At 73.4% G+C, this 23,239-nt stretch carries 22 protein-coding genes; 8 read left to right on the top strand and 14 right to left on the bottom strand.

Annotation, left to right across the window (positions count from 1 at the left end; genetic code table 11):
• Positions 1-12 precede the first annotated feature (12 nt).
• The 4 genes from AMK19_RS12070 to AMK19_RS12055 form a co-directional block, all read right to left on the bottom strand.
• A complete protein-coding gene (locus AMK19_RS12070; RefSeq protein ID WP_073810963.1) occupies positions 13-1,173 on the bottom strand; it encodes an Mrp/NBP35 family ATP-binding protein in 1,161 nt (386 codons plus the stop codon).
• A gap of 56 nt (positions 1,174-1,229) precedes the next feature.
• A complete protein-coding gene (locus tag AMK19_RS12065) occupies positions 1,230-1,862 on the bottom strand; it encodes a DUF1003 domain-containing protein (RefSeq protein ID WP_083646717.1) in 633 nt (210 codons plus the stop codon).
• On the bottom strand, positions 1,852-3,135 hold the full coding sequence (locus AMK19_RS12060; RefSeq protein ID WP_083646716.1) for a magnesium transporter MgtE N-terminal domain-containing protein: 1,284 nt from the start codon (positions 3,133-3,135) through the stop codon (positions 1,852-1,854). The genes AMK19_RS12065 and AMK19_RS12060 overlap by 11 nt, the downstream gene beginning before the upstream one ends.
• A 114-nt stretch (positions 3,136-3,249) precedes the next feature.
• Complete coding sequence (locus AMK19_RS12055; protein WP_073811670.1) at positions 3,250-3,777, bottom strand: hypothetical protein; 528 nt, start codon at positions 3,775-3,777, stop codon at positions 3,250-3,252.
• A gap of 121 nt (positions 3,778-3,898) precedes the next feature.
• Between AMK19_RS12055 and AMK19_RS12050 the strand changes: the two genes are divergently transcribed.
• Positions 3,899-4,819, top strand: a complete 921-nt coding sequence (locus AMK19_RS12050; protein ID WP_073810960.1) for a DMT family transporter — start codon at positions 3,899-3,901, stop codon at positions 4,817-4,819.
• Positions 4,820-4,838: 19 nt separating this feature from the next.
• On the opposite strand, the gene corA is transcribed toward AMK19_RS12050, so the two are convergent.
• Positions 4,839-5,954 carry a magnesium/cobalt transporter CorA gene (corA, locus tag AMK19_RS12045; protein ID WP_073810958.1) on the bottom strand — a complete coding sequence of 372 codons (1,116 nt, stop codon included), beginning with the start codon at positions 5,952-5,954 and terminating at the stop codon, positions 4,839-4,841.
• Between the two features lie 436 nt (positions 5,955-6,390).
• Between corA and AMK19_RS12040 the strand changes: the two genes are divergently transcribed.
• Positions 6,391-7,041: a suppressor of fused domain protein gene (locus AMK19_RS12040; protein WP_083646714.1), complete on the top strand. Its 651-nt coding sequence runs from the start codon at positions 6,391-6,393 to the stop codon at positions 7,039-7,041.
• 7 nt (positions 7,042-7,048) lie between these two features.
• Here AMK19_RS12040 and AMK19_RS12035 read toward each other — a convergent pair whose 3' ends face one another.
• The 6 genes from AMK19_RS12035 to AMK19_RS12010 all read right to left on the bottom strand — a co-directional run bounded on the left by AMK19_RS12035 (position 7,049) and on the right by AMK19_RS12010 (position 13,915).
• Complete coding sequence (locus AMK19_RS12035) at positions 7,049-7,669, bottom strand: MarC family protein (RefSeq protein ID WP_073810957.1); 621 nt, start codon at positions 7,667-7,669, stop codon at positions 7,049-7,051.
• Between the two features lie 56 nt (positions 7,670-7,725).
• Positions 7,726-8,574, bottom strand: coding sequence for a PHP domain-containing protein (locus AMK19_RS12030; protein WP_073810955.1), 849 nt, complete (start codon positions 8,572-8,574; stop codon positions 7,726-7,728).
• Positions 8,575-8,596: 22 nt separating this feature from the next.
• The gene (locus tag AMK19_RS12025; RefSeq protein ID WP_043915920.1) at positions 8,597-9,235 is read right to left on the bottom strand and encodes a DUF6758 family protein; all 639 of its coding nucleotides are present in this window, start codon (positions 9,233-9,235) and stop codon (positions 8,597-8,599) included.
• Between the two features lie 246 nt (positions 9,236-9,481).
• Positions 9,482-9,625, bottom strand: coding sequence for a hypothetical protein (locus tag AMK19_RS36490; RefSeq protein ID WP_167349416.1), 144 nt, complete (start codon positions 9,623-9,625; stop codon positions 9,482-9,484).
• Positions 9,626-10,044: 419 nt separating this feature from the next.
• A complete protein-coding gene (locus tag AMK19_RS12015; protein ID WP_073810952.1) occupies positions 10,045-10,887 on the bottom strand; it encodes an alpha/beta fold hydrolase in 843 nt (280 codons plus the stop codon).
• Between the two features lie 532 nt (positions 10,888-11,419).
• Positions 11,420-13,915: a DEAD/DEAH box helicase gene (locus tag AMK19_RS12010; protein ID WP_083646713.1), complete on the bottom strand. Its 2,496-nt coding sequence runs from the start codon at positions 13,913-13,915 to the stop codon at positions 11,420-11,422.
• Between the two features lie 495 nt (positions 13,916-14,410).
• Between AMK19_RS12010 and AMK19_RS12005 the strand changes: the two genes are divergently transcribed.
• Positions 14,411-15,136 carry a ferritin-like fold-containing protein gene (locus AMK19_RS12005; protein ID WP_073810950.1) on the top strand — a complete coding sequence of 242 codons (726 nt, stop codon included), beginning with the start codon at positions 14,411-14,413 and terminating at the stop codon, positions 15,134-15,136.
• 28 nt (positions 15,137-15,164) lie between these two features.
• Here AMK19_RS12005 and AMK19_RS12000 read toward each other — a convergent pair whose 3' ends face one another.
• From AMK19_RS12000 to AMK19_RS11990, 3 genes are all read right to left on the bottom strand, one after another.
• Positions 15,165-15,437, bottom strand: coding sequence for a hypothetical protein (locus AMK19_RS12000; RefSeq protein ID WP_073810949.1), 273 nt, complete (start codon positions 15,435-15,437; stop codon positions 15,165-15,167).
• A gap of 121 nt (positions 15,438-15,558) precedes the next feature.
• Positions 15,559-15,786, bottom strand: a complete 228-nt coding sequence (locus AMK19_RS11995) for a DUF3107 domain-containing protein (protein WP_073810947.1) — start codon at positions 15,784-15,786, stop codon at positions 15,559-15,561.
• A gap of 139 nt (positions 15,787-15,925) precedes the next feature.
• Positions 15,926-16,582: a TetR/AcrR family transcriptional regulator gene (locus tag AMK19_RS11990; RefSeq protein WP_073810945.1), complete on the bottom strand. Its 657-nt coding sequence runs from the start codon at positions 16,580-16,582 to the stop codon at positions 15,926-15,928.
• A 227-nt stretch (positions 16,583-16,809) separates the two neighbouring features.
• On the opposite strand from AMK19_RS11990, the gene AMK19_RS11985 reads away from it, so the two are divergent.
• From AMK19_RS11985 to AMK19_RS11965, 5 genes are all read left to right on the top strand, one after another.
• Entirely contained in the window at positions 16,810-17,763 is a 954-nt protein-coding gene (locus AMK19_RS11985) for an alpha/beta fold hydrolase (protein WP_073810944.1), read from the top strand.
• 278 nt (positions 17,764-18,041) lie between these two features.
• Complete coding sequence (locus AMK19_RS11980) at positions 18,042-19,493, top strand: glycosyltransferase (protein ID WP_158071896.1); 1,452 nt, start codon at positions 18,042-18,044, stop codon at positions 19,491-19,493.
• Positions 19,494-19,821: 328 nt separating this feature from the next.
• Positions 19,822-20,766 (top strand): NAD-dependent epimerase/dehydratase family protein, encoded by a 945-nt coding sequence (locus tag AMK19_RS11975; protein WP_073810942.1) that lies wholly within the window; start codon positions 19,822-19,824, stop codon positions 20,764-20,766.
• 162 nt (positions 20,767-20,928) lie between these two features.
• The gene (gene moeZ, locus AMK19_RS11970) at positions 20,929-22,107 is read left to right on the top strand and encodes an adenylyltransferase/sulfurtransferase MoeZ (RefSeq protein WP_073810941.1); all 1,179 of its coding nucleotides are present in this window, start codon (positions 20,929-20,931) and stop codon (positions 22,105-22,107) included.
• A gap of 175 nt (positions 22,108-22,282) precedes the next feature.
• Positions 22,283-23,221, top strand: coding sequence for an NAD-dependent epimerase/dehydratase family protein (locus AMK19_RS11965; RefSeq protein ID WP_073810937.1), 939 nt, complete (start codon positions 22,283-22,285; stop codon positions 23,219-23,221).
• The last annotated feature ends 18 nt before the right edge of the window (positions 23,222-23,239 follow it).

Here is a 23,239-nt window from a genome sequence, read left to right as displayed (position 1 = left end):
GCTGAGGATCCGTCAGAACTTGTTCTTCGGGGTCAGGCCCAGGGAGAGGCCGGACAGGCCGCGCTGGCGGCCGGAGAGCTTGCCGGCGATGGTGCGCAGGGCGGCGCCGGCGGGGGAGTCGGGGTTGGAGAGGACGACCGGGCGGCCGTCGTCGCCGCCCTCGCGGAGGCGGACGTCGATCGGAATGGAGCCCAGGACGGGGACGGTCGCGCCGACCGAGCGGGTGAGGGCGTCCGCGACGGTCTGGCCGCCGCCGGTGCCGAAGACGTCGATCATCTCGTCGCAGTGCGGGCAGGGCATGCCCGACATGTTCTCGATGACGCCGACGATCTTCTGGTGCGTCTGCAGGGCGATGGTGCCCGCCCGCTCGGCGACCTCGGCGGCCGCCATCTGCGGGGTGGTGACGATCAGGATCTCGGCGTTCGGGACGAGCTGCGCGACCGAGATCGCGATGTCGCCGGTGCCGGGCGGCAGGTCCAGCAGCAGGACGTCCAGGTCGCCCCAGTACACGTCCGCGAGGAACTGCTGCAGCGCGCGGTGCAGCATCGGGCCGCGCCACACCACCGGGGCGTTGCCCGGGGTGAACATGCCGATCGAGATGACCTTCACGCCGTGCGCCGCCGGCGGCATGATCATGTCCTGCACCTGGGTGGGCCGGCCCTCGACGCCCAGCATGCGGGGCACGCTGTGGCCGTAGATGTCGGCGTCCACCACGGCGACCTTCAGCCCGTCCGCGGCCAGCGCCGCCGCCAGGTTGACCGTCACCGAGGACTTGCCGACGCCGCCCTTGCCGGACGCCACCGCGTACACCCGGGTCAGCGTGCCCGGCTTCGCGAACGGGATCTCCCGCTCCGGGGCGCCGCCGCGCAGCAGCTGGGAGAGCTCGCGGCGCTGCTCGTCGCTCATCACGTCGAGCTCGACGGAGACTGCGGTGACGCCGGGAACCGCGGACACCGCGTCGGTGACCCGCTGGGTGATCGTCTCGCGCATCGGACAGCCCGAGACGGTGAGGTACACCGCGACCTTCACCGCGCCGCCGTCGCCGATCTCGACGGATTTCACCATGCCGATCTCGGTGATCGGACGGTTGATCTCCGGGTCGTGGACGGTCGCCAGGGCATCCTGGACGGACTGCTCCGTCACCCCGGCCGCCACCTCTGTCTCGTTGGCCATGTGTTGATGGTACGGCGCTGCGCCCCGCCCCCGACTCGCCGGTAGCGTGCCGCGGGTCACAACGGGTCGGCGGGCTCCCGGCGTTCCTCGATCTCCCGGAGCAGCGACTGCAGTTCGGACCGGATGCTGCTCAGTTCAGAAGTGATGAAGGCGCGCGTGGCGACCTCGCCGAGGCCCTGGCGCAGGGCGGCGACCTCGCGGGTCAGGTACTCGGTGTCGGCGATGTTGCGGTCGCTGCGGGCCCGGTCCTGCTCCATGTTGACGCGGTCGCGGTCGTCCTGGCGGTTCTGCGCGAGCAGGATCAGCGGGGCCGCGTACGAGGCCTGCAGCGACAGCACCAGGGTGAGGAAGATGAACGGGTAGCTGTCGAAGCGGGCCGAGGTCGGGAGCAGGGTGTTCCAGGCCACCCAGACGATGATCACCACCGTCATCCAGACGATGAACCGTCCGGTGCCCAGGAAGCGGGCGATCCGTTCGGACAGCTTGCCGAACGCCTCCGGGTCCCACTCCGGCAGCCTCATCAGGCCGGGGCGGCCGGTGCGCGGCTGGTCCAGCCGGGTCCGCGAGGCCGGGGGCAGGCCCGGCCGCTCCTCGCGGCGGACGCGCTGCTTGCGGCTGCGCAGCTCCCGCAGCTCGCCCTGGATCCGCTGGCCCGGCGAGTCGTGCTGGCGCTTGCGGTCACTGTCCATCGGACACCTCGTGGGGGGGAATGCCGTGCGCCGAGCCCTCGCGCCAGTCGTCCGGCAGCAGGTGGTCCAGCACGTCGTCCACGGTGACCGCGCCCAGCAGGTGGTCGTCCTCGTCGACCACGGGCGCCGCCACCAGGTTGTACGTGGCCAGGTAGGAGGTGATCAGCGGCAGCGGCGTGTTCGGCGGCAGCGGGTCGAGGTCGTCGTCCACGATCGAGCCGACCAGCGTGTACGGGGGTTCGCGCAGCAGCCGCTGGAAGTGCACGGTGCCCAGGTAGGTGCCGGTCGGGGTCTCGTTCGGCGGGCGGCACACGTACACCTGCGCGGCCAGCGCCGGCTTGGTGTCGGAGACCCGCACCCGGGCCAGCGCCTCCGCGACCGAGGCGTCCGGTTCCAGGACGATCGGCTCGGTGGTCATCAGACCGCCCGCGGTGTCCTCCTCGTAGGACAGCAGCCGGCGCATCTCCGCCGCCTCGGCCGGCTCCATCAGGCGCAGCAGCCGCTCGGCGTCCTCCTCGGGCAGCTCGGAGAGCAGGTCGGCGGCGTCGTCCGGGTCCATGGTCTCCAGGATGTCGGCGGCCCGTTCCTCCTTGAGCTTGCCGATGATCTCCACCTGGTCGTCCTCGGGGAGCTCCTCCAGGACGTCCGCCAGCCGGTCGTCGTCGAGGGCCGCCGCGACCTCCGCGCGGCGCTTCGCCGACAGGTGGTGCATGACGTTCGCCAGGTCGGCGGCGCGCAGCTGCTCGAACGTCGCGAGCAGGTTGGCCGCGCCCTGGCCCTCCTCGGCGAGCGAGAAACCGGTGACGGCGGACCAGTCGAGCAGCACCTGCTCGCCCTTGGCCTTGCGGAGCCGGGACGCCGGCCTGCCGAGCTGGACGAAGACCTTGTCGATCTCCCACTCGCGCAGGCGGGTCTGCACCATCGCGACGTCCAGCACCGTCACCTCGTCGGAGGTCTTGGTGCGGGTGACGGTGCGGTCGAGCAACTCGGCGAGGACGAGGGTCTCGGACGGGCGCTGCTCGAAACGACGCATGTTCAGCAGGCCGGTGGAGAGCACCTGGCCGGACTCCAGGCTGGTCACCCTGGTCATCGGGAGGAAGATCCGGCGGCGGCCGATCACCTCCACCACCAGCCCGAGAACCTTGGGCGGGCTGCCGCCCAGCCGCAACGAGACCACGACGTCGCGGACCCGGCCGACCTGATCGCCGTTCGGGTCGAAGACCGCGACCCCGGAGAGGTGGGAGATGAACACCCGGCTGCTTGGGCCCGCCAATTCGACTCCCTCGGAGGAAACGGACATAGCCACCCAAATCTAGCGGGTGACTGCGCGACGAGGGCGAGTCGGGGCGGCAGGTCATCGGGGTGCCGCGAGCTTTCCGGCGGGCGTCTACCGCTTCTTCTTGAAGAGGAGCTTGGGGAGGCCGGCCGGGATCGGCTTGCGGGTGGTGGCCGGGCTGGGCATGGGGGCGGCGGTGAGGGCGGTGTCGGGGTGGGGCGTGAGGGGGCCGGTGGGTTCGAGGCGGAGGATGCGGCACTCGCGGGCCCAGCGGTCGCCGATGGTGTCGGTGTCGGGGGCGTTGAGGCGCTTGCCCTTGAGCTCCTCGACGGCGCCGTCCCAGGCGGGGCTGCCGGGGGCGACGGCGGTGACCGCGGCGGTGAAGGCGACGAGGCGGCCGCCCTTGTCCTTGCTGCGCAGGGTGAGGGCGGCGGTGGCGCCGGCGGCGAGGCCGTGCAGGGGCTGTTCGGCGCCGTCGCCGACGACGATCACGGCGCCGTCGTGCCAGGCGTGCCAGAGCGGGCGGGCGTGCGGCTGTCCGGCGGGCTGCACCCAGAGCAGTCCGGACTTCTTGGCGGCTTCCTCCACCACGGCCCGGTCCAGGAAGTCTGCCGCGCTCGCGGTCGTCGTACGCTCCATGCCGCACAGCGTACGGCCTGCCCGGTGGGCGGACGGTCCCATCCCCCGGGACGACAGTTCCATGACGGCCGGACAGCCCTTACGGTGTATCCGCCCGTCCGTCGTCCGCAGAGGGAGAACCGTGCCCGCCGTCACCACGACCGCCCCCGCCGCGCCCGCGGCGGTCGATCAGCGAGGGGCGCTGCCGCGCACCGACCTGCTGCTGCTGGCGGTGTCGATCGCGGGCATCTCGCTGTCCGCGCCACTGATCAGCGCGACGGCCGCGCCCGCGCTGGCGATCGCGTTCTGGCGCAACGGCATGTCGGTGGCGGTGCTGGGCCCGTACGCGCTGTGGCGGCACCGGGCCGAGCTGCGCGCGATCTCCCGCCGGGCGCTGGTGCTGGCGATGGCGGCGGGCGTGCTGCTGGCGCTGCACTTCGCGCTGTGGATGCCGAGCCTGCGGATGACGTCGGTGGCGTCGGCGACCGCGCTGGTGACGACCACTCCGCTGTGGACGATCGTGCTGATGCGGCTGTTCGGGGTGCGCGCGCCGCGGCTGGTGTGGCTGGGCGTCGGGCTGGCGTTCGCGGGCGTGCTGGTGCTGACCGGCGTCGACCTGTCGGTCTCGCCGCGCGCCCTGCTCGGGGACGGGCTGGCGCTGGGCGCGGGCGCGGCCGCAGCCGGGTACATGCTGCTGGGCGCGGAGGTGCGGCGCACCGTGTCGACCACCGCGTACACCCTGGTCTGCTACGCGACCTGCGCGGTGGCGCTGCTGGCGGGGTGTCTGCTGACGGGCACGCGGCTGGCGGGCTGGCCGGCCGGGGCGTGGTGGCAGATCTTCCTGCTGATGGTGACGGCGCAGCTGCTCGGACACTCGCTGAGCAACCGGGTGGTGCGCACCCTCGGCCCGTCGATCACCTCGACGGCGATCCTGCTGGAGACCCCGGGTGCGGCGCTGATCGCGGCGGTGTGGCTGGGCCAGTGGCCGCCGGTCGTCGCCTACCCGGCGGTCGGGCTGATCCTGGTGGGCCTGGTCCTGGTGGCCCGGGCGGAGCGCCGCTGACGCTCCGCCCGTCCGGGCCCTACAGCCAGCCGTTGCGGCGGAAGCCCCGGTACATGCCGATGCAGATCAGGGCGATCACGCCGAGCACGGTCGGATAGCCGTACGTCCACTGGAGCTCCGGCATGTGTTCGAAGTTCATGCCGTAGACGCCGGTGATCATGGTGGGGACGGCGAAGATCGCCGCCCACGCGGTGATCTTGCGCATGTCCTCGTTCTGGGCGACCGAGACCTGCGCCAGGTTGGCCTGGAGCAGCGAGTTGAGCAGCTCGTCGAAGCCCTGCGCCTGCTCGCTGACCCGGGCCAGGTGGTCGGCGACGTCCCGGAAGTACTTCTGCATCTCCGGGTCGACCAGCCGGGCGACGGGCTCGGCGAGCTGGAGCATCGGCCGCAGCAGCGGGGTGACGGCGCGCTTGAACTCCAGCACCTCGCGCTTGAGCTGGTAGACCCGGCCGACGTCGGCGCCGCTGCCGCCGCGGTTGGCGAAGACGCCGTACTCGATCTCGTCCACGTCGTTCTGCAGCCGCTCGGCGACCAGCAGGTAGTTGTCGACGACGTGGTCGGCGATCGCGTGCAGCACCGCGGCCGGGCCCTTGGCGAGCAGGCCGGTGCCCTCCGAGTCGGCCTCCAGCCGCAGGCGCAGGGCGCGCAGCGAGGAGTGCGCGCCGTGTCGGACGGTGATCACGAAGTCCGGGCCGGCGAACGCCATCAGCTCGCCGGTCTCGATCACCTCGCTGGTCGGGGTGAGCTGCTCGTGCTCGACGTAGCGGACGGTCTTGAACACCGCGAAGAGCATGTTGTCGTATCGCTCGACCTTGGGGCGCTGGTGCGCGTGCACCGCGTCCTCCACCGCGAGCGGGTGCAGGCCGAAGCGCTGCGCGATGCCCTCGAACTCGGCGCCGGTGGGCTCGTGCAGGCCGATCCAGCTGAACGAACCGGGCCCGGTCTGGTGGGCCGCCTTCACCTGGCGGGCGGCCTCGCGCGGGCTGCAGCTTTCACCGGTGCGCCGGCCCTGCTGGTAGACGGCGCAGTCCACCACCGCGGACGGCGTGTCGCCGGGGGGAAGGCCGAGATCGTCACCGGTCCGTCGGCGGGCAGGACGGACGACGGCGGCGCGCAGGTTGTTGATCATCGACATGGCGCGGACTCCTTGGGCCGGACCGGCGCGCGCCTCGGCAGGGCGGGGCGAACGCGACGGCGGGAAACACCGGTGGACACGCCGGGGCCGATGATGCGTCAGAAAGCCGTTGCTGGGCGGGTTTCGACGGCTCGACCCCGGGGAAGGTGCTCTCCCGGCCGGACGCCACGCTGCGTGCGAGCCCAGGTCAGCCGTGCAGGCGGCGGGCCGGGGTGGGCCGGAGAGAGCTGCCGGTACTGCATGGTCGACTGCTGTCCACCGTGACCACCTCCTCCACGCCGGGGCCCGCGCGGGGGCCGTCGCGGCCTTGGTGCGTATTCACAAGGCCGACCGCTCACATTAACAGCTCTTCCCCGTGTCGAGCCCCGGAGTTCGGGGTACGCCGGGTAAAGGTCGCGCCAAGGCTTGCCCGCGCACCGCGCGCTAAGGTCGCGGCATGGCGCACGACTTCCCGCTCTTCGGCGACTTCTCCGATCCCGACGCCGGCCACGGCTCCGGCCCGACCCGGCAGACCGTCCTGGCCGCCGTCGAGGCCCGGCTGATCACCACCTTCGGCGAGCCCTCCGGCCGCGCCGCCGTCACCTTCGTCGGCGCGGACCGGATCGAGGTGCTGCGCTTCGGCCCCGACGCCGAGGGCCTGGTCCGCTACGCGACGCTCGGCATGTCCGCCGCCCCGATGGCCGACCCGTCCTCGGCGGTCGCCGACCCGGTGCGCGGTCCGCGCGCCGAGCTGGTGCTGACCGTCCGCGGCGGGCAGGACGAGGTGCACCGGGCGCTGGTGGTGTTCGCCGCCAGCCCGCAGGTGGAGGGCCTGGTGGTGGCCCCCGGCGGATCGCTCGACCTGGGCTCCCCGCTGTGGACCGGTGCGCCGTTCACCTCGGTGCTGGCCGCCGAGCCCGGCGGTTTGGTCGAGGACCTCGAACTCCCGTCCCCCGCCGAGGCGGTGCGCTTCCTGCCGCTGCTGCCGATGACGCCCAACGAGGCCGCGTTCAAGCGCGTCCAGGGCGCGGCCGCGCTGGAGGAGCGCTGGCTGAAGCACGGCACCGACCTGCGCGACCCGAACCGCCGGGGCGTCCCGCTGGACTGAGAGCCGGTCAATGCGGGTGGCCCTCGATGAAGCCGAACACCCCGTTGGCCACCAGCTGCGCCGCGATCGCCGACAGCAGCAGGCCGGACAGCCGGGTGATCAGCACCACGCCGCCCTCCTTGATCACCCGGATGATCGCCAGCGAGAACCGCATGGTCAGCCAGAGCACGAGGTGCATCAGCACGATCGCCGCCCAGAGCGCCGCGTGCTGCGTCCCGGTCTGCGCCTGCTGCACGGCCAGGATCACCGCGACGATCGCCCCCGGCCCGGCCAGCAGCGGAGTGCCGAGCGGGACCAGGGCGACATTGACGTCCTTGGTCTGTTTCGGCTCCTCGATCCGGCCGGTCAGCAGGTCCAGCGCGATCAGCAGCAGGAGGATCCCGCCGGAGACCTGCAGTGCCGGGATCGACACGTGCAGGTAGTCCAGGATCTGGTGCCCGAACAGTCCGAAACAGGTGATCACCCCGAGTGCCACCAGTGCGGCCTGCCAGGCCATTCGACGTTGCACGCGATGCGCCCGCCCGGAGGTGAGCGCCAGGAAGATCGGCATGATGCCCGGCGGATCCATGATCACGAAAAGCGTGACGAACAGTGAGCCGAAGACCTTGCCGTCGATGACGGTGCCCATGGCGGGCAATTGTGCGCGCCCGGATCGTTCGGGTGCGATGGGACGCGCCGGGGGTTTCATCCGGCGACGGGCGCGGCTCCGGTCGCCTGCGACACCAGTGCTTCGTACACCGCCCGGTCGGTGGTGTGCTCGCCCAGCCGGACGGTCTTCCGGCTGCCGTGGTAGTCGCTGGAGCCCGTCACCAGCAGACCCAACTCGGCTGCCAGAGCGCGGAGTCGGGCCCGGGTCGGGTCGTCGTGGTCGGTGTGGTCGACCTCCAGCCCGGCCAGCCCGGCCGCCGCGAGATCGGCGATCACCTCGTCGGACACCGTCTGCCCGCGCTTGACCGCTCCGGGGTGAGCGAAGACCGGTACGCCCCCCGCCGCCCGCACAAGCCGTACCGCCAGCACCGGGTCGGTCTCGTGCTTGCGGACGTCCGCCCGCCCCCCGTTGGCCAGCCACTCCGGCGTGAACGCGTCCGAGACGCTCGCCACCACGCCGGCCTCCACGAGCGCGGACGCGATGTGCGGACGGCCCACCGAACCGTCCCCGGCGATCCGCTCCACCTGCGCCCAGTCGATCGGCGCGCCCAGCTCCCGGCAGCGCTCCACGATCGCCCGCCCGCGCCGGAAGCGGTCGTTGCGCACCAGCTCCCGCTCCGCCGCGAAGGCCGGCTCCGCCGGGTCGAACAGGTACGCCAGCAGGTGCATGCTGATTCCGCCCACCTGGCAGGAGAGTTCGGCGCCCGGCACCAGGGTCAGCCCCGTCCCGGCCACCGCCGCCGTCGCCTCGGCGTACCCGGCCACCGTGTCGTGGTCGGTCAGCGCCACCACGTCCAGGCCCGCGGCCACCGCGTTGGCGACCAGTTCGGCGGGGGAGTCGGTGCCGTCCGAGGCATTGCTGTGGGCGTGCAGATCGATACGCATGCCGCCCAGGATAGGGAGCGGGTCAGCCCAGCAGGCGGGGGGAGAGCGCCCCGCAGGGCAGCAGGCCGAGCTCGGCGCCCGCGTCGCGCAGATCGGTCAGCACCAGCTCGTCGTGCATCAGCAGCGCGGACTGCTCGGGCCAGGCGATCGCCCACAGCCACAGGCCGCGCGCCTCGCCGACGTACACCGCCCGGTCGTCCGGCGCACCCGGGACGTGGAACATCGGGGTCGGTCGGCCGGCCGCCATCAGCTTGGCGTCCGCGGGCTTGTACAGCGCCACCGACTCGCCCGGGTCCGGCCCGTCCAGCCCCGCGTAACGGGCGCCCAGGCCGATGCCCAACTCCTCGGCCACCAGCACCAGTTCGCCGAATCCGCCGAGCGGGGCGGGCCCGGAGCAGGCGACGGCGGTGGCGCGGGCCCCCGACAGGTCGTCACCGGCGTGCGCGATCCCGGTGAACAGCCAGCCGACCGGCAGCGGCCAGGGCATCCACACCGGCACCTGCGAGCGGTTCACTGCGACGTTCAGGGCCTCGACACTGGGGGGCAGCACCGGCTGCATCGGGTGCACGGCACCGTGCCGGTCGCACTGCCAGGTGTCGGAGAAGAGACCGGGGGCGCGCACCCGACCGGCACACCGCGGACAGCTTGGCTCGCCCCTCATAACCGACAACGGTCCTCCCTCCGGACTGCTGCGTCAAGGACGATCACCCGTAAGGAGTCCGCCACCAGCCGCCCCGGCAACGGCCCGGGTCCGGCAGGGTGATGTCCCGGGCGGCCGGGCGCCAAACCCCCGCAGGTCGCGGCCCCCGAACACACTGACGCCCCGCCTCCCAGGGGTCTCCTGCGGTGACGGGGCGTCAGTTGGGTATCGGAACGTCGGACGGCTCGGCGGCTCGTCCGCGTTCGGTCACACGGCCTTGCACGGACGGATGTACAGGCGTTCGCCGGTTTGCGCGGCGGTCTTCAGGTACTCGGAGACGGTCGCCGCATCGGCGATCAGCCGATCGGTCTCCGCTCCGGCGTGATCCAGGCGAAGGATCTCGAAACGCATGGGCCTCTCCCTTCCCGTCCTCGGGCTCCGAGGCGGACTCGGCCGGCGGTAGGCCATCGCGCGATGGCCTGCCGGCACTGGCTGGGTCGGACGTCCGGCAGGTGCAGTCACCTGTCGCTCCCCCCACTCTCAAGCAGGACTTCTTCAGCGGCACTTACGGTGCGGCAAGCGGAGCGAGGCGACTCTGCCTCGATGACTCACTGTGCCGCGACCCTGCTACCCGGCGGTTGCCCGCGGGTAGATCCGTCGTTTCGACGGCCGGAGGAGGGTGCGGCCGTCGTACGGTTCTGATTCCGGACTGAATCAAATATTACCCGAGCTAACGATCCTTGTCGCGCGAAAACGGGGGCCGACTTCTGATCAACCGTCAGAAGGCCCGCCGATGGCCCCGATCCGTCGGGAAAACGGCGCGTCGGACGCTACGCGGACCAGAACGCGGCCAGCGCCGCCGCCGTCTCGGCCGGACGTTCCGCGTTCGGGGAGTGCCCCGAGCCCGCCACCACGGTGCGCAGCGCGCCCAGGCGCTCCGCCATCCGCGACTGCTCCGGCACCGGCCAGGCGTAGTCCCGCTCGCCCGACAGCACCAGCGTCCGCAGACCCACCGCCGCCAACTCGTCCACCCGGTCCGGGGCCGCCACCAGGTGGGCCGCCGCGGCCTTCAGCGCCTGCGGCAGGTTCGCCAGCCAACGGCGGTGCAGGAACTCCGCGATCTCCGGCTCCAGCGGCGGCACCCGCTCGCCCTCCAGCTGCCGCATCACCTGCCAGATCGACTCCAGGTCCATCGACTCCAGCGCGTCCAGCAGCAGCGCCGTACGCGCCGCCTCCGCCGGGTCGATCGACCCCGGACCCGTCGACATCAGCGTCAACGACTGCCACGGCAGTGCGCCGGACACCGACAGCACCGCCTCCCGCACCACCTGGCCGCCGAACGAGTGCCCCACCAGGTGCAGCGGCCCCTCCACGCCGAGCTCGGCGGACAGCGCCCGGACGTCCGCGCCCAGCGCCCGCACCGTGTACGCCTCCGGGTCCTCCGGGCCGCCCGACTCGTACTGACCTCGCTGGTCCACCGCGACCGTCCGGAACCCGGCCTCCGCCAGCGGCTCCAGCAACGCGATGAAGTCCTCCTTGCTCCCGGTGAACCCCGGCACCAGCAACGCCGTCCCCCGTGCCGCCCCCACCGGCTCCCCCCACAACGCCGCCAGCCCACCCACCCGGACCGCCCGCACACACCCCGGCAGCTTCAAGAACGGCGGCGTACTCATCTCTCCGTACCTCCCGGAAGATCACCCGACAATCGGGGCCACCCTATGCAGCCAAGATCCGCCCGGTGCGCGCGGAGCGGACGAAACGCCAGGAGCGGGGGAGAGCCGCGCTGCGAGGGCCTCATTCGTCTGGGCGGGGAGGCCGCAGGAGACGCGGCGGGGCGGGGCGGCGGAACGTGCCGCAGCACTGCCGCCGGGGACGGCGGAGCAGTCGACGCGCTGAAACGCCTGGGCAGCGCTGCCCAGGCCGCGAGCTGTACGGCCGGGGCCGGGGGCCGGTGAGGCTTCGGGGCCCGGGCAGACCTGTCGCTGGCGCGGGCCGGCGGGGCGGGCGAAACGACGGAGGGCGAGGGAGCCGCCCTGCGAGTCACCACCTGAGCGGGTATGCGGCGGCTGCGGGGGCCCAGGCGGAGTGCTGGAACGCGTGGGCGGGGTGTCGTGGCTGCGGGCGGTACGGGGCTGGGCGGGAATGCCGCCGGGGAGGGCGCGACCTGGTGACGGTCGGGCCCTCCCCGGCGGGTGGGTGGTGCGGTTACTTCTCGACGGCCTTGCGGGTCCGGCGCGGGGCCGGGATCTCCTCGCCCGCGGCCGGCGCGGCGGCGGCCTTCTTGGTGGCCCGCTTGCGCGGGGCCGGGGTGGCCTCGTCGGCGACGACCTCGGCAGCGGCGGCCTTCTTGGTCGCGCGCTTGCGCGGCGCCGGGGCCTCCTCCGCCGGGGTTTCGACGGCCTTCTTGGCAGTGCGCTTGCGCGGGGCCGGGGTGGCCTCGTCGGCGACGACCTCGGCAGCGGCGGCCTTCCTGGTCGCGCGCTTACGGGGCGCCGGGATCTCCTCCGCCGGGGTTTCGACGGCGGCGACGGCCTTCTTGGTGGCCCGCTTGCGCGGAGCCGGCGCGACGGCCTCCTCCGCGACGACCTCGGCAGCGGCGGCCTTCTTGGTCGCGCGCTTACGGGGCGCCGGGGCCTCCTCCGCCGGGGTTTCGACGGCGGTGACGGCCTTCTTGGTGGCCCGCTTGCGCGGAGCCGGCGCGACGGCCTCCTCCGCGACGACCTCGGCAACCGCAGCCTTCTTGGCGGCGCGCTTGCGCGGGGCGGGAGCCTCCACGGTCTCCACGGTCACCTCGGTGACCGGCGCGGCCGCAGCCTTGCGGGTGCGCTTGCGCGGGGTCTCGGCGACCGGCTCCACGACCGCCGGGGCGGCCGTCTCGACGACGATCTCGGCGACCGTCTCCACCACGGGGGCGGCGGCGCTGCGGGTGCGCTTGCGCGGGGTGCGGGCGGCGGGGGCCTCCGCGACCGGGGCCTCGACGACCACCGGCGCGGCCTCGACGACCGTCTCGACGACAGGCGCGGCGGCGTTGCGGGTGCGCTTGCGCGGGGTGCGCGCGGCCGGAGTCTCCGCGACCGGGGCCTCGACGGCCACCGGCGCGACCTCGACCACCGGCGTGGCCGGGGCGGTCTCCACCACGGCCGTCTCGACCACGGCCGGGGCGGCGGCCGAGTTGCGGCGGTTGCGGTTGCGGCGGCGCGAGCTGCGGCCCTCGCCGGGCGCGGGCTGCTCGGCGGCGGGCACCGCGGGGGTGGTCGGCGCAGCGGCGGTGTCGGGCGCGGCCGAGCCGCCGCCGCGGGTACGGCGACGCTCCCGGTTGCGGCGCGGACGCTCGGCCGGAGCCGGCGCCTCGGGGGCGGCAGCGCCGCGTCCACCGCGACCGCCACCGCCACCGGTGCGGGCCGGGCGCTGGCCGCGGCCGCCGGTCTCGCCGAGGTCCTCGACCTCTTCGGCGGCCAGGCCGGCCCGGGTGCGCTCGGAGCGGGGCAGGATGCCCTTGGTGCCGGGCGTGATGCGGAGCAGCTCGTACAGGTGCGGGGAGGTGGAGTAGGTCTCCTCCGGGTCGTTGAACGGCAGGTCCAGCGCCTTGTTGATGAGCTGCCAGCGCGGGATGTCGTCCCAGTCGACCAGGGTGACGGCGGTGCCCGAGGCGCCGGCCCGGCCGGTGCGGCCGATCCGGTGCAGGTAGGTCTTCTCGTCGTCGGTGCACTGGTAGTTGATGACGTGCGTGACGCCCTCGACGTCGATGCCACGGGCGGCGACGTCGGTGCAGACCAGGACGTCGACCTTGCCGTTGCGGAAGGCGCGCAGCGCCTGCTCGCGGGCACCCTGGCCGAGGTCGCCGTGCACCGCGCCGGCCGCGAAGCCGCGGCTGGTGAGCTGGTCGGCGACGTCGGCGGCGGTGCGCTTGGTGCGGCAGAAGATCATCGCCAGGCCGCGGCCCTCGGCCTGCAGGATCCGGGAGACCATCTCGACCTTGTCGAGCGAGTGGGCACGGAAGATGTGCTGCTCGATGTTGGCGACGGTGGCGCCGGTGTCGTCCGGCGCGGCGGCCCGGATGTGGGTGGGCTGGCTCATGTACCGGCGGGCCAGCGAGATGACCTGGCCGGGCATGGTGGCGGAGAAGAGCAGGGTCTGCCGCTTGGCGGGCAGCATCGTGATGATCTTCTCGACGTCGGGCAGGAAGCCGAGGTCGAGCATCTCGTCGGCCTCGTCCAGCACCAGCGCACGGACCTGGGACAGGTCGAGCTTGCGCTGGCCGGCCAGGTCGAGCAGACGGCCGGGGGTGCCGACGACGATGTCGACGCCCTTCTTCAGGGCCTCGACCTGCGGCTCGTAGGCGCGGCCGCCGTACACGGCGAGGACGCGGACGTTGCGGACCTTGCCGGCGGTCTGCAGGTCGTTGGTGACCTGGGTGCACAGCTCGCGGGTGGGGACCACGATGAGCGCCTGCGGGCTCTCGGTGAGCTGGTCGGCGGTGGCCCGGCCGGCGGCGACGTCGGCCTTGACCACGGCCCGCTCGATCAGCGGGAGGCCGAAGCCGAGGGTCTTGCCGGTGCCGGTCTTGGCCTGGCCGATGACGTCGTGGCCGGTCAGCGCGACCGGCAGGGTCATCTCCTGGATCGGGAAGGGGTGGACGATCCCGACGGCCTCCAAGGCCTCGGCGGTCTCCGGGAGGATCCCGAGGTCCCGGAACGTCATCTTGGTGGGTTCGGCGGTGGTGGACAGGGTGCTGCCTCTTCCGTGTGGAGGGGCCGAGTTCGAGCGCGTCCTGCCGTGCCCGCGCTGCCCGGTGAGGGGCGCGTCGGGCGGGCGGCGCGGGGGAGGGCGTCCCGTTTGACGGGGTCGTGCGGCCCGGCGCGTCCTGGCGCCGTCCGCGGCGGCCCTCGCTCGGCCTGATGCGGTGCCTGGGCCCGAGGCTCGGGCCAGGTCGGAGCCGATCGGGTCTCCGACCGGGCATCCGCGTACGTGAGCGCCGGGGGCGGTGCACCGGGCGGCGGAACGCCACCGGGTACGACTGCGCGGCCTGCCGATGAACGGACGGGCCGCGCGGGTTCACACCTGGCCTCGCTACCTACCATACAGTCAAGCGACGACTCGAACACGTGACGGCGAATACTCCGACCGGCCGCGCCAGGGTGGCGGGACGTCTGCGGACGGTCCTCGCACCGGTCGGGACCACTAAGGTCAGGTGCCATGGAGACTCAGGAACCCGCTGACGGGATCACCGACTCGATCGGGCCCTGGACGGCCCGGGCCGCCGACCCGCAGTACCGCGCGGCGGTGCTCGACCTGCTGGGCGCGCTCGCGTACGGGGAGTTGAGCGCCTTCGAGCGGCTCGCCGAGGACGCCAAGTTCGCGCCCGGCATCGCGGAGAAGGCCGCGCTGGCCCGGATGGCCTCCGCCGAGTTCCAGCACTACCAGCTGCTGCACGACCGGCTGGCCGAGGTGGGCGCCGACCCGGTCGCCGTGATGGAGCCGTTCGTCGAGCCGCTGGAGGCCTTCCACCGGATGACCGCCCCCGCCGACTGGCTGGAGGGCCTGGTCAAGGCGTACGTCGGCGACGCCATCGCGACCGACTTCTACCGCGAGGTGGCCGTCCGGCTGGACGACGACACCCGGGACCTGGTGCTGCGCGTGATGGCCGACACCGGGCACGCCGAGTTCGCGGTGGACCGGGTGCGGCAGGCGATCGAGGAGGACCCGCGGGTCGGCGGCCGGCTCGCGCTGTGGGGCCGGCGGCTGATGGGCGAGGCGCTCAGCCAGGCGCAGCGGGTGGTCGCCGAGCGCGACGCGTTGTCCAACCTGCTGGTCGGCGGCGCGCACGTGCGCGGCTTCGACCTCGTCGAGGTCGGCAAGATGTTCAACCGGATCACCGAGACCCACACCAAGCGGATGGCGGCGCTCGGCCTGGCGTCCTGACGCTCAGAACGCTCAAGCGCTCAAACGCTCAGGCGTGACGGTGCCGGCCGCCGCGGCGGGGCGCGAGGTCCGGCCGGGCCGGCACCGACACCAGCAGCGCCGCCACCACGGCGGACACCGCCAGCTGCACCGCCGGGACGTGCCCGTCCAGCACGTAGTGGGTGAGCCGACCGGACAGCACGGCCGACACCAGGGCGGCACCCACCGGCAGGGAACGCGTCGGGAACAGCTCCGGCCGCGCCAGCAGGGCGCCGAACCCGACGACGAGGCCGATCAGGACGAACGCGGACGTCTCCCACACAGCTGTCTCCCCGGGTAGTGCGGCGCTGCGGCACCCACCGCCTACCCGCCCGGACCCGCCGGTACACAGCGCGACGCCCCGTCCCCCCGGCTGGGGGAACGGGGCGCCGGTGGCGTGCGTGTCAGAGCGTGCCGAAGCCGACCTTGCGGACGGACGGCTCGCCGATCTCGACGTACGCGAGGCGCTCCGCCGGGACCAGCACCTTGCGGCCGTGCTCGTCGGACAGGGTGAACAGCTTGGAGCTGCCGTCCAGGGCCTTGGCGACCGCGTCCGCGACCTCTTCGGCAGTTTGCGCGCTCTCCAGGACGATCTCCCGGCTCGCGTTCTGCACGCCGATCTTGACCTCCACGGCTTCCGTCCCTCCGGTAGCAGCCCGCGCGCTCGAACCGCCGTTCGCGGGTGGCGCGCCGTACGGGCTTCACCTTAAGGCAGCCGAGCGGCTGGGAGGGGAAGCTCCCGGGTCGGTCCGCTCAGGGCCGAATCGGCGGTCACTCGCCGGCGGCGCCGGAGCCGTCCAGGATCGGGTGCATCGGGAAGCCCTTCAGACCGCGCCAGGCCAGGCTGGCGATCAGCCGGATCGCCTCGTCGCGAGGGACCTCGGACTCCTGGGACAGCCAGTACCGGGCGGTGATCTGGGCCATGCCGCAGACGCCGACCGCGAGCAGCTTGGCCTCCGCCGCCGGCAGGTCGGTGTCCTCGGCGATCACCTTGGAGACCAGGGTGGCGCTCAGGTCGGTGGCCCGCTCGACCCGCTCGCGCACGGCCGGTTCGTTGGTCAGGTCCGACTCGAAGACCAGCCGGAACGCGCCGGACTCGCTGGAGACGTAGTGGAAGTACGCCTCCATGGTCGCGGCGACGCGCTGCTTGTTGTCGTTGGTCGCCTCCAGCGCCGCCCGGGTGCCGTCGACCAGGGCGTCGCAGTGCTTGTCCAGCAGCGCGAGGTACAGCTCCAGCTTCCCCGGGAAGTGCTGGTACAGCACCGGCTTGCTGACACCGGCCCGCTCGGCGATGTCGTCCATGGCGGCCGCGTGGTAGCCCTGGGCGACGAACACCTCCTGGGCCGCTCCGAGCAGTTGTTCACGGCGGGCGCTTCGCGGCAGGCGGGCACCGCGCGGACGCTCCTGCGCCTCCTGGATGGCCGTCACGGCGCTCCTCACTTCACGGTCTGCGATGGGCTGGCAAGGCATTGATTCTACTTTTCGGTAACCCGCACGCGCGCGGGTGAAGCCGAGTAAAGCGCACCACCACCCTTGTCGGGAGCCCACAATACGGCCCGGACCAGGACTGTCCACAGGTCGAGACGGACCCGGGACCGGGTCGGGACGGGCCGAATCGCACCGGTGGCGGGCCGTCCTCACTACCATCGTGCTCCATGAGCGCCGCCCAGCACCCTCTCGCCGCCCTGGAGCCCTACCGCACCGTCGAGGTGCCGGGGGCGGCCGTGGCCGTCAGCCGCCACTCCGAACCCCGCGAAGGACTGCCGCCCGCCCTGTTCGTGCACGGGCTCGGAGGCTCCGGCGACAACTGGCTGGAGCTGCTCGGCGAGCTCTCCGAGGACGTCGACGGCGAGGCGGTCGACCTGCCCGGATTCGGCTGGTCCGCGCCGCCGCTGGACGGCAACCTGAGCATCTCCGGCCACGTTCGGGCCGTCATCGGCTACCTGGAGGAGACCGGCCGCGGACCGGTCCACCTGTTCGGCAACTCGCTCGGCGGCGCGGTCTCCGTCCGGCTCGCCGCGCTCCGCCCCGACCTGGTGCGCAGCCTCACCCTGATCTCCCCGGCGCTGCCCGAGCTGCCCCCGCAGCGCACCGCCTGGCCCACCGGGATGCTCGCCGTCCCCGGCGTCGCCGAACTGGTCCGCCGCCGCAGCGCCGGCAGCGACCCGGAGAGCGTCACCGCGGAACTGCTGCGCCTGGTCTACGCCGACCCCGAGAACATCCCCGCGCACCGCCGCGCCCGGGCCGTCGCCGAGTACCGGCGCCGCACCGCGCTGCCGTACGCGCTGCAGGCGATGGTCGGCTCGGCGCGCGGCATCGTCAGCGCCTACACCGAGCGCGGCGAGCAGTCGCTGTGGCGGCAGGCCCGGCAGATCGAGGTGCCGGTGCTGCTGGTGTACGGGCTCAAGGACAAGCTGGTCTCCTACCGCTCCGCCCGGCGGGCCTGCGCCGCGTTCCGGGACGCCCGACTGCTGGTGCTCCCCGAGTCCGGACACGTGGCGATGCTGGAGCACCCCGAGCCGGTCGCCCGCGCGGTGCGCGAACTGCTCGCCGAAGCCGAAGCCGAAGCCGAAGCCGAAGCCGAAGCCGGGGCCGACGCCGGGCGCTGACCGCGCCCGCGCACCGGGCGCGAGCGGCGAAAACGCGACGGAGACCTGCGAGGTCACGGCCGTTCACTCGATCAGGTGGCAAGCCGGGCCGGGCCCCCAGGGGTTCCGGCCCGGCGCTCTACCGTCGTGTTGTCGGACCGAACAGGTGTGGGGGGCGAGACGGCGAAGGCGGCGGACGCGGGGGAGCGGACGCCGGCCGGACGACCGTCGAGCACGGACGCAACTCCCTGTGTCGTAGGGCCGGAACCCCGTCGAAACGCTCGTGCTCAGGAGGCGTCGTGCGCATAGCTCTGCTCACCGAGAGCGGTCATACCGGTGCGCAGCGTGGCGAAGGCGGCTGGTGCGGCCGCCTGGTCGACGGCCTGCCCGAGCACGAGTTCCGGCTCTACCGGCTGCTCCCCGCCGACCGGCCCGCCCCGCCCGCCGGGGTGGGCGGCCTGCGCGGCGTCCACGAACTGCCCATGGGGGGCCGCCGCCCGGCCGGGCGCGGACCCGCCGCGCTACGCCGCCGCGGGTACCTGAAGGCGTACGAGGAACTGGTGCGCGCCCTGGTGATGCCCGGCGAACAGGACGGGTTCGGGTCCGCGCTGTACCGGCTGGCCGCGCTCGGGCGGGGCGACGACGCGCTGCCCGCGTTCCTCGGCTCCGGCCACGCCCACCGGGTGCTGGAGCGGATCTGGCAGACGCCCGGCGCCGACACCGCCGCCGGCGAGCCGCAGGTCTGCGACGTGCTGGTCGCCGCCGACCTGTTGGAACAGTGCCTGCGGCCGCTGTCCGCGCCCTGGTACGGCACCGGCCCGGCCGGGCTCGGCGGCACCGACCTGTGCCACGTGGTCGGCGGCGGGCCGGCCGCGCTGCCCGCGCTGGTCGCCCGCGAACTGCACGGCGTCCCGTTCGTGGTCACCGGGAACGGCCCACACCTGCTCGCGCGGGACGGCGGCCACCGCGCCGCCCGTTACCGCGGGCCGGTGCGCGCGCTGCTGCTGTCGTTCCTCCGGCAGCTCGCCGAGGAGACCCGCCGGCACGCCGCCGCGCCCACCCCCGGCCGACGTCGCCATGAGGACGCGCCCGCCGACGAACCCGGGGTGCCCACCCTGGTCTGGGCCGGCGCGCTGGAACCCGGGCACGACCCCGAACTGATGCTGCACGCCTTCGCGCTGGTCCGCGCCGAACTGCCCGACGCCCGGCTGGCCATGTACGGCGAGGAGGGCGCGCCCGGCTACCTGGCGCACTGCGAGGCGGTCGCGGGGCGGCTCGGCATCGCCGACGCCGTCGAGTTCGCCGGCCGGCCGGAGAGCCCGGCCGCGGCCTGGGCGTCCGGCAGCGCCGTGGTGTTCGGCGCGCACGACCGGCACGCCCCGCGACTGCTCGCCGACGCCATGCTCAGCGGTCGCGCCGTGGTCGCCACCGAGACCGGTGCGGCCCGCGAGGTGCTCGGCCCCGCCGGGCTGCTGGTGCCGCCGCGCAACCCGCGCGCCCTCGCCGGGGCCTGCCTGGCGCTGCTGCGCGACCCCGAACGGCGGGCCCGGCTGGGCGGCGCCGGTCGGCTGAGGGCGCAGGAACGCTTCGGCGTCGAGCCCACGGTGGGCGCGTTCCGCGAGATCTACCTCGAACTCGCCTCCCGCTACCCGGCCTTCCCGGCCCGGCCCGGCGCCCCTGCGCAGCCGTTCGCCCGCCCCGCCGAATACTGGGTGGCCGCCGCGCGGCCCGCGCTCGCGGAGGCGGTGTGAGGAGGCCTCCGTCTGCTCCTGAACTCGCTTGCAGCAGACGGGAGTTCAGTCGGCGGTGGGCTGCCCCGGCGGTGCGGGTGCCGAAGCGGCGGACGGTGTTCGCCGGGGCTGCTTCGGCACTGCGTGGGCCGGGCTGCCGGTGTTCGCCGGGCCGTCCGCGTCGGTCGGTGCGGTCCGGGCGGCTGCCGGGAAGCGAGGCGGACGTCGCGCCGAAGGCCGTGGCCGGTGCCGGCGAGCTCTCGCCGGCGGGCAGCGGCGGTTGTTCCGACTTGTCGATCAGTTCTCGTTGCCCGGCCGGTGCCGGGCCTGATGGAAGGACTTGGGCCCGATGAGGGTGCTGTTGCTGGGAGCCGACGGGTTCATCGGCCGGCGGGTTGCCGACCGGCTGCTGGCGGAGGAAGGGCTCCAGGTGACCGTGCTGGGCCGGGGCGATTCCGCCGACATCAGGTTCGACCTGGCTGCGGGGAGTCCGGGCGCGCTGGCCCGGTTCCTGGACGCCGTCGCCCCGCAGGTGGTGATCAACTGCGCGGGAGCCACCTACGGGACGTCCCGGGCGCTGATCCGGGCGAACACACTGGCGGTGGCGACGGTCTGCGAGGCGATCCGGCGCAGCCGGGAACCCGCCAGGCTGGTGCACGTCGGCTCGGCCGCCGAGTACGGTCCGGCGCAGCCCGGCGGGCCGATCCCGGAGAACGCGGAGCCGCGTCCGGTCGGGCCGTACGGGGTGTCGAAGCTGGCGGGTACCGAGCTGGTGCTGAGCTCGGGGCTGGACGCGCTGGTGCTGCGGGTGTTCGACGTGGTCGGGCCGGGCTCGCCGACGGCCTCGCTGTTCGGGCGGCTGGCCGAGGGCCTGCGGCGGGCGTTGGAGCAGGAGGAGGGACAGGTCCGGATGCCGGACCTGTCCGGCTACCGGGACTTCGTGGACGTCCGGGACGTCGCCCGGGCGATCCAGGCGGCGGCGGTGTCCGCGGCCACCGGGGTGATCAACATCGGCAGCGGCCACGCGGTGCGGGCCCGGGAGGCGGCGCACCTGCTGGTCCGGGCGTCCGGCTTCGAGGGGACGATCAGCGAGGACGCCCGGCAGGTGGTGCTGCCCGCGCAGCAGGCGGTCGCGGACGGGGTCAGGGCGGTCGAGGCGCGGGCCGCCGCCGAGCCGGTGCAGTGGCGGCAGGCGGACGTCCGGACCGCCCGGGACCGTCTCGGATGGCGGACACAGGTGCCGCTGGAGGAGTCCCTCGGGGACGTCTGGCTGGAGACCGCCTGCCGGGTCTGATCCGTCCGGCCGGGGCCTGACCAGGGGGTTCGGCCTGGGGGCGCGATGTCTCGCCATCCGGCGTCGCGCATCTCAGCAAGTGGACCTGCTGTCTTGGAATACCCCCGGCACGTGACACTGTTGGCGTAGTCGAACGAGAAACTGACGACCATCGGAGTCCCCGTGTCGCTGCCACCCCTGGTCGAGCCCGCCGCCGAGCTCACCGTCGAAGAGGTCCGCCGGTACTCCCGCCACCTGATCATCCCCGATGTGGGCATGGACGGGCAGAAGCGGCTCAAGAACGCCAAGGTGCTCTGTGTCGGCGCCGGCGGCCTCGGCTCGCCGGCCCTGATGTACATGGCCGCCGCCGGTGTCGGCACGCTCGGCATCGTCGAGTTCGACACCGTCGACGAGTCGAACCTGCAGCGCCAGATCATCCACGGCCAGTCCGACATCGGCCGTTCCAAGGCCCAGTCCGCGCGCGACTCCGTCAAGGAGATCAACCCGCTGGTCGACGTGGTGCTGCACGAGGAGCGCCTCGACAACGACAACGTGATGGAGATCTTCTCCGGCTACGACCTGATCGTCGACGGCACCGACAACTTCGCCACCCGGTACCTGGTGAACGACGCCGCGGTGCTGCTCGGCAAGCCGTACGTGTGGGGCTCGATCTACCGCTTCGACGGCCAGGCCAGCGTGTTCTGGGCCGAGCACGGCCCGTGCTACCGCTGCCTGTACCCGGAGGCCCCGCCGCCGGGCATGGTCCCGTCCTGCGCCGAGGGCGGCGTGCTCGGCGTGCTGTGCGCCTCGATCGGCTCGATCCAGGTCAACGAGGCCATCAAGCTGCTGGCCGGCATCGGCGAGCCGCTGGTCGGCCGTCTGATGATCTACGACGCCCTGGAGATGCAGTACCGCTCGGTGAAGGTCCGCAAGGACCCGAACTGCGCGGTGTGCGGCGAGAACCCGACCGTCACCGAGCTGATCGACTACGAGTCGTTCTGCGGTGTCGTCTCGGAGGAGGCCTCGGCCGCCGCCATCGGCTCCACGATCACCTCCAAGCAGCTCAAGGAGTGGATCGACAACGACGAGCCGATCGACATCATCGACGTCCGCGAGATCAACGAGTACGAGATCGTCAGCATCCCGGGCGCCCGCCTGATCCCGAAGAACGAGTTCCTGATGGGCAACGCCCTGCAGGACCTTCCCCAGGACAAGCGGATCGTGCTGCACTGCAAGACCGGTGTCCGCTCGGCCGAGGTGCTGGCCGTGCTCAAGGCCGCGGGCTTCGCGGACGCGGTGCACCTGGGCGGCGGCGTGATCGGCTGGGTCAACCAGATCGAGCCCGAGAAGCCCGTCTACTGATCGGCTGCTGATCGATCGCTGATCGGCCGCTGATCGGCCGCTGAAGGATCGTCAACCGCCCGACCAGGGGATTCCCCCGGTCGGGCGGTTTTGCGTCACCATCGGTGCGGAAAAGCACACCTGCGTCGGTTGTGGCGCAGGTGTTCGAGACGGTTCCGAGGGGCGGGGGAGTCCGATGGGCAAGCACGTGGTGGTCGGCGCGGGGCCGGTGGGATCGGCCACCGCCCGGCTGCTCGCCGAGCGCGGCGAGGAGGTCGTGGTGGTCACCCGCACCGCCGCCTCCGCCGTCCCGCTGGAGGGCGTCCGGCGCCGGCAGCTGGACGCGTCGGACGCGCAGGTGCTCGGCGAGGCCGTCGAGGGCGCGGAGGTGCTCTACAACTGCGCCAACCCGCCGTACCACCGCTGGCCCGAGGTCTGGCCACCACTGGCCGCCGCGCTGCTGACCGCCGCCGAGCGCAGCGGCGCGGTGCTGGCCACCGTCTCCAACCTGTACGGCTACGGCGCGGTGGACGGGCCGATGAGCCCCGAGACACCACTGCGGCCGGTCGATCCCAAGGGCGAGGTGCGGGCCACGATGTGGCGCGACGCGCTGGCCGCGCACCGGGCCGGGCGGGTGCGGGCCACCGAGGTGCGGGGCTCCGACTACCTGGCGGCGAACGCCGCCGGCGTGTTCGACGGCCGGGCGTTCTCCCGTGCGCTGGCCGGCCGCACCGTGCAGGTCCTCGGCGACCCGGACGCCCCGCACAGCTGGACGGCCCCGCAGGACGTCGCCCGCCTGCTGGCCGCCGTCGGCACCGACGAGCGCGCCTGGGGCCGGGCCTGGCACGTGCCGAGCAACCCGCCGCGCAGCCAGCGGCAGGTGATCGCCGAGCTGTGCGCGGCCGCCGACCGGCCCGCCGCCAAGGTCGCCCGCATCCCGGGCCCGGTGCTCGCCCTGCTCGGCCTGGCCAACCCGACGATCCGCTCCGCCCGGGGGACGGCCTACCAGTTCGAGCGCCCGTTCGTGATCGACGACACCGCCACCCGTGAGACCTTCGGCCTGGTGCCGACGCCCTGGGAGGAGATGCTCGCCCAGGTCGTCGCCGCGTACCCGAAGGGCCAGGACGGGCCCTAGGCTCTGTCTCGTAATTGA

The sequence above is a fragment of the Kitasatospora sp. CB01950 genome, from assembly GCF_001905465.1.
In the GTDB taxonomy this organism is placed as follows: Bacteria; Actinomycetota; Actinomycetes; order Streptomycetales; family Streptomycetaceae; genus Kitasatospora.
The sequence above is the reverse complement of the archived record's forward strand: the minus strand, read 5'-3'. Positions and strand labels throughout refer to the sequence as shown.

Coding starts and splice junctions, on each gene's coding strand:
- AMK19_RS12070 (WP_073810963.1), bottom strand. CDS start 1,173: ATGGCCAACGAGACAGAGGTGGCGGCCGGGGTGACGGAGCAGTCCGTC.
- AMK19_RS12065 (WP_083646717.1), bottom strand. CDS start 1,862: ATGGACAGTGACCGCAAGCGCCAGCACGACTCGCCGGGCCAGCGGATC.
- AMK19_RS12055 (WP_073811670.1), bottom strand. CDS start 3,777: ATGGAGCGTACGACGACCGCGAGCGCGGCAGACTTCCTGGACCGGGCC.
- corA (WP_073810958.1), bottom strand. CDS start 5,954: ATGTCGATGATCAACAACCTGCGCGCCGCCGTCGTCCGTCCTGCCCGC.
- AMK19_RS12040 (WP_083646714.1), top strand. CDS start 6,391: ATGGCGCACGACTTCCCGCTCTTCGGCGACTTCTCCGATCCCGACGCC.
- AMK19_RS12035 (WP_073810957.1), bottom strand. CDS start 7,669: ATGGGCACCGTCATCGACGGCAAGGTCTTCGGCTCACTGTTCGTCACG.
- AMK19_RS12030 (WP_073810955.1), bottom strand. CDS start 8,574: ATGCGTATCGATCTGCACGCCCACAGCAATGCCTCGGACGGCACCGAC.
- AMK19_RS12025 (WP_043915920.1), bottom strand. CDS start 9,235: ATGAGGGGCGAGCCAAGCTGTCCGCGGTGTGCCGGTCGGGTGCGCGCC.
- AMK19_RS36490 (WP_167349416.1), bottom strand. CDS start 9,625: ATGCGTTTCGAGATCCTTCGCCTGGATCACGCCGGAGCGGAGACCGAT.
- AMK19_RS12015 (WP_073810952.1), bottom strand. CDS start 10,887: ATGAGTACGCCGCCGTTCTTGAAGCTGCCGGGGTGTGTGCGGGCGGTC.
- AMK19_RS12010 (WP_083646713.1), bottom strand. CDS start 13,915: ATGACGTTCCGGGACCTCGGGATCCTCCCGGAGACCGCCGAGGCCTTG.
- AMK19_RS12005 (WP_073810950.1), top strand. CDS start 14,411: ATGGAGACTCAGGAACCCGCTGACGGGATCACCGACTCGATCGGGCCC.
- AMK19_RS11985 (WP_073810944.1), top strand. CDS start 16,810: ATGAGCGCCGCCCAGCACCCTCTCGCCGCCCTGGAGCCCTACCGCACC.
- AMK19_RS11975 (WP_073810942.1), top strand. CDS start 19,822: ATGAGGGTGCTGTTGCTGGGAGCCGACGGGTTCATCGGCCGGCGGGTT.
- AMK19_RS11965 (WP_073810937.1), top strand. CDS start 22,283: ATGGGCAAGCACGTGGTGGTCGGCGCGGGGCCGGTGGGATCGGCCACC.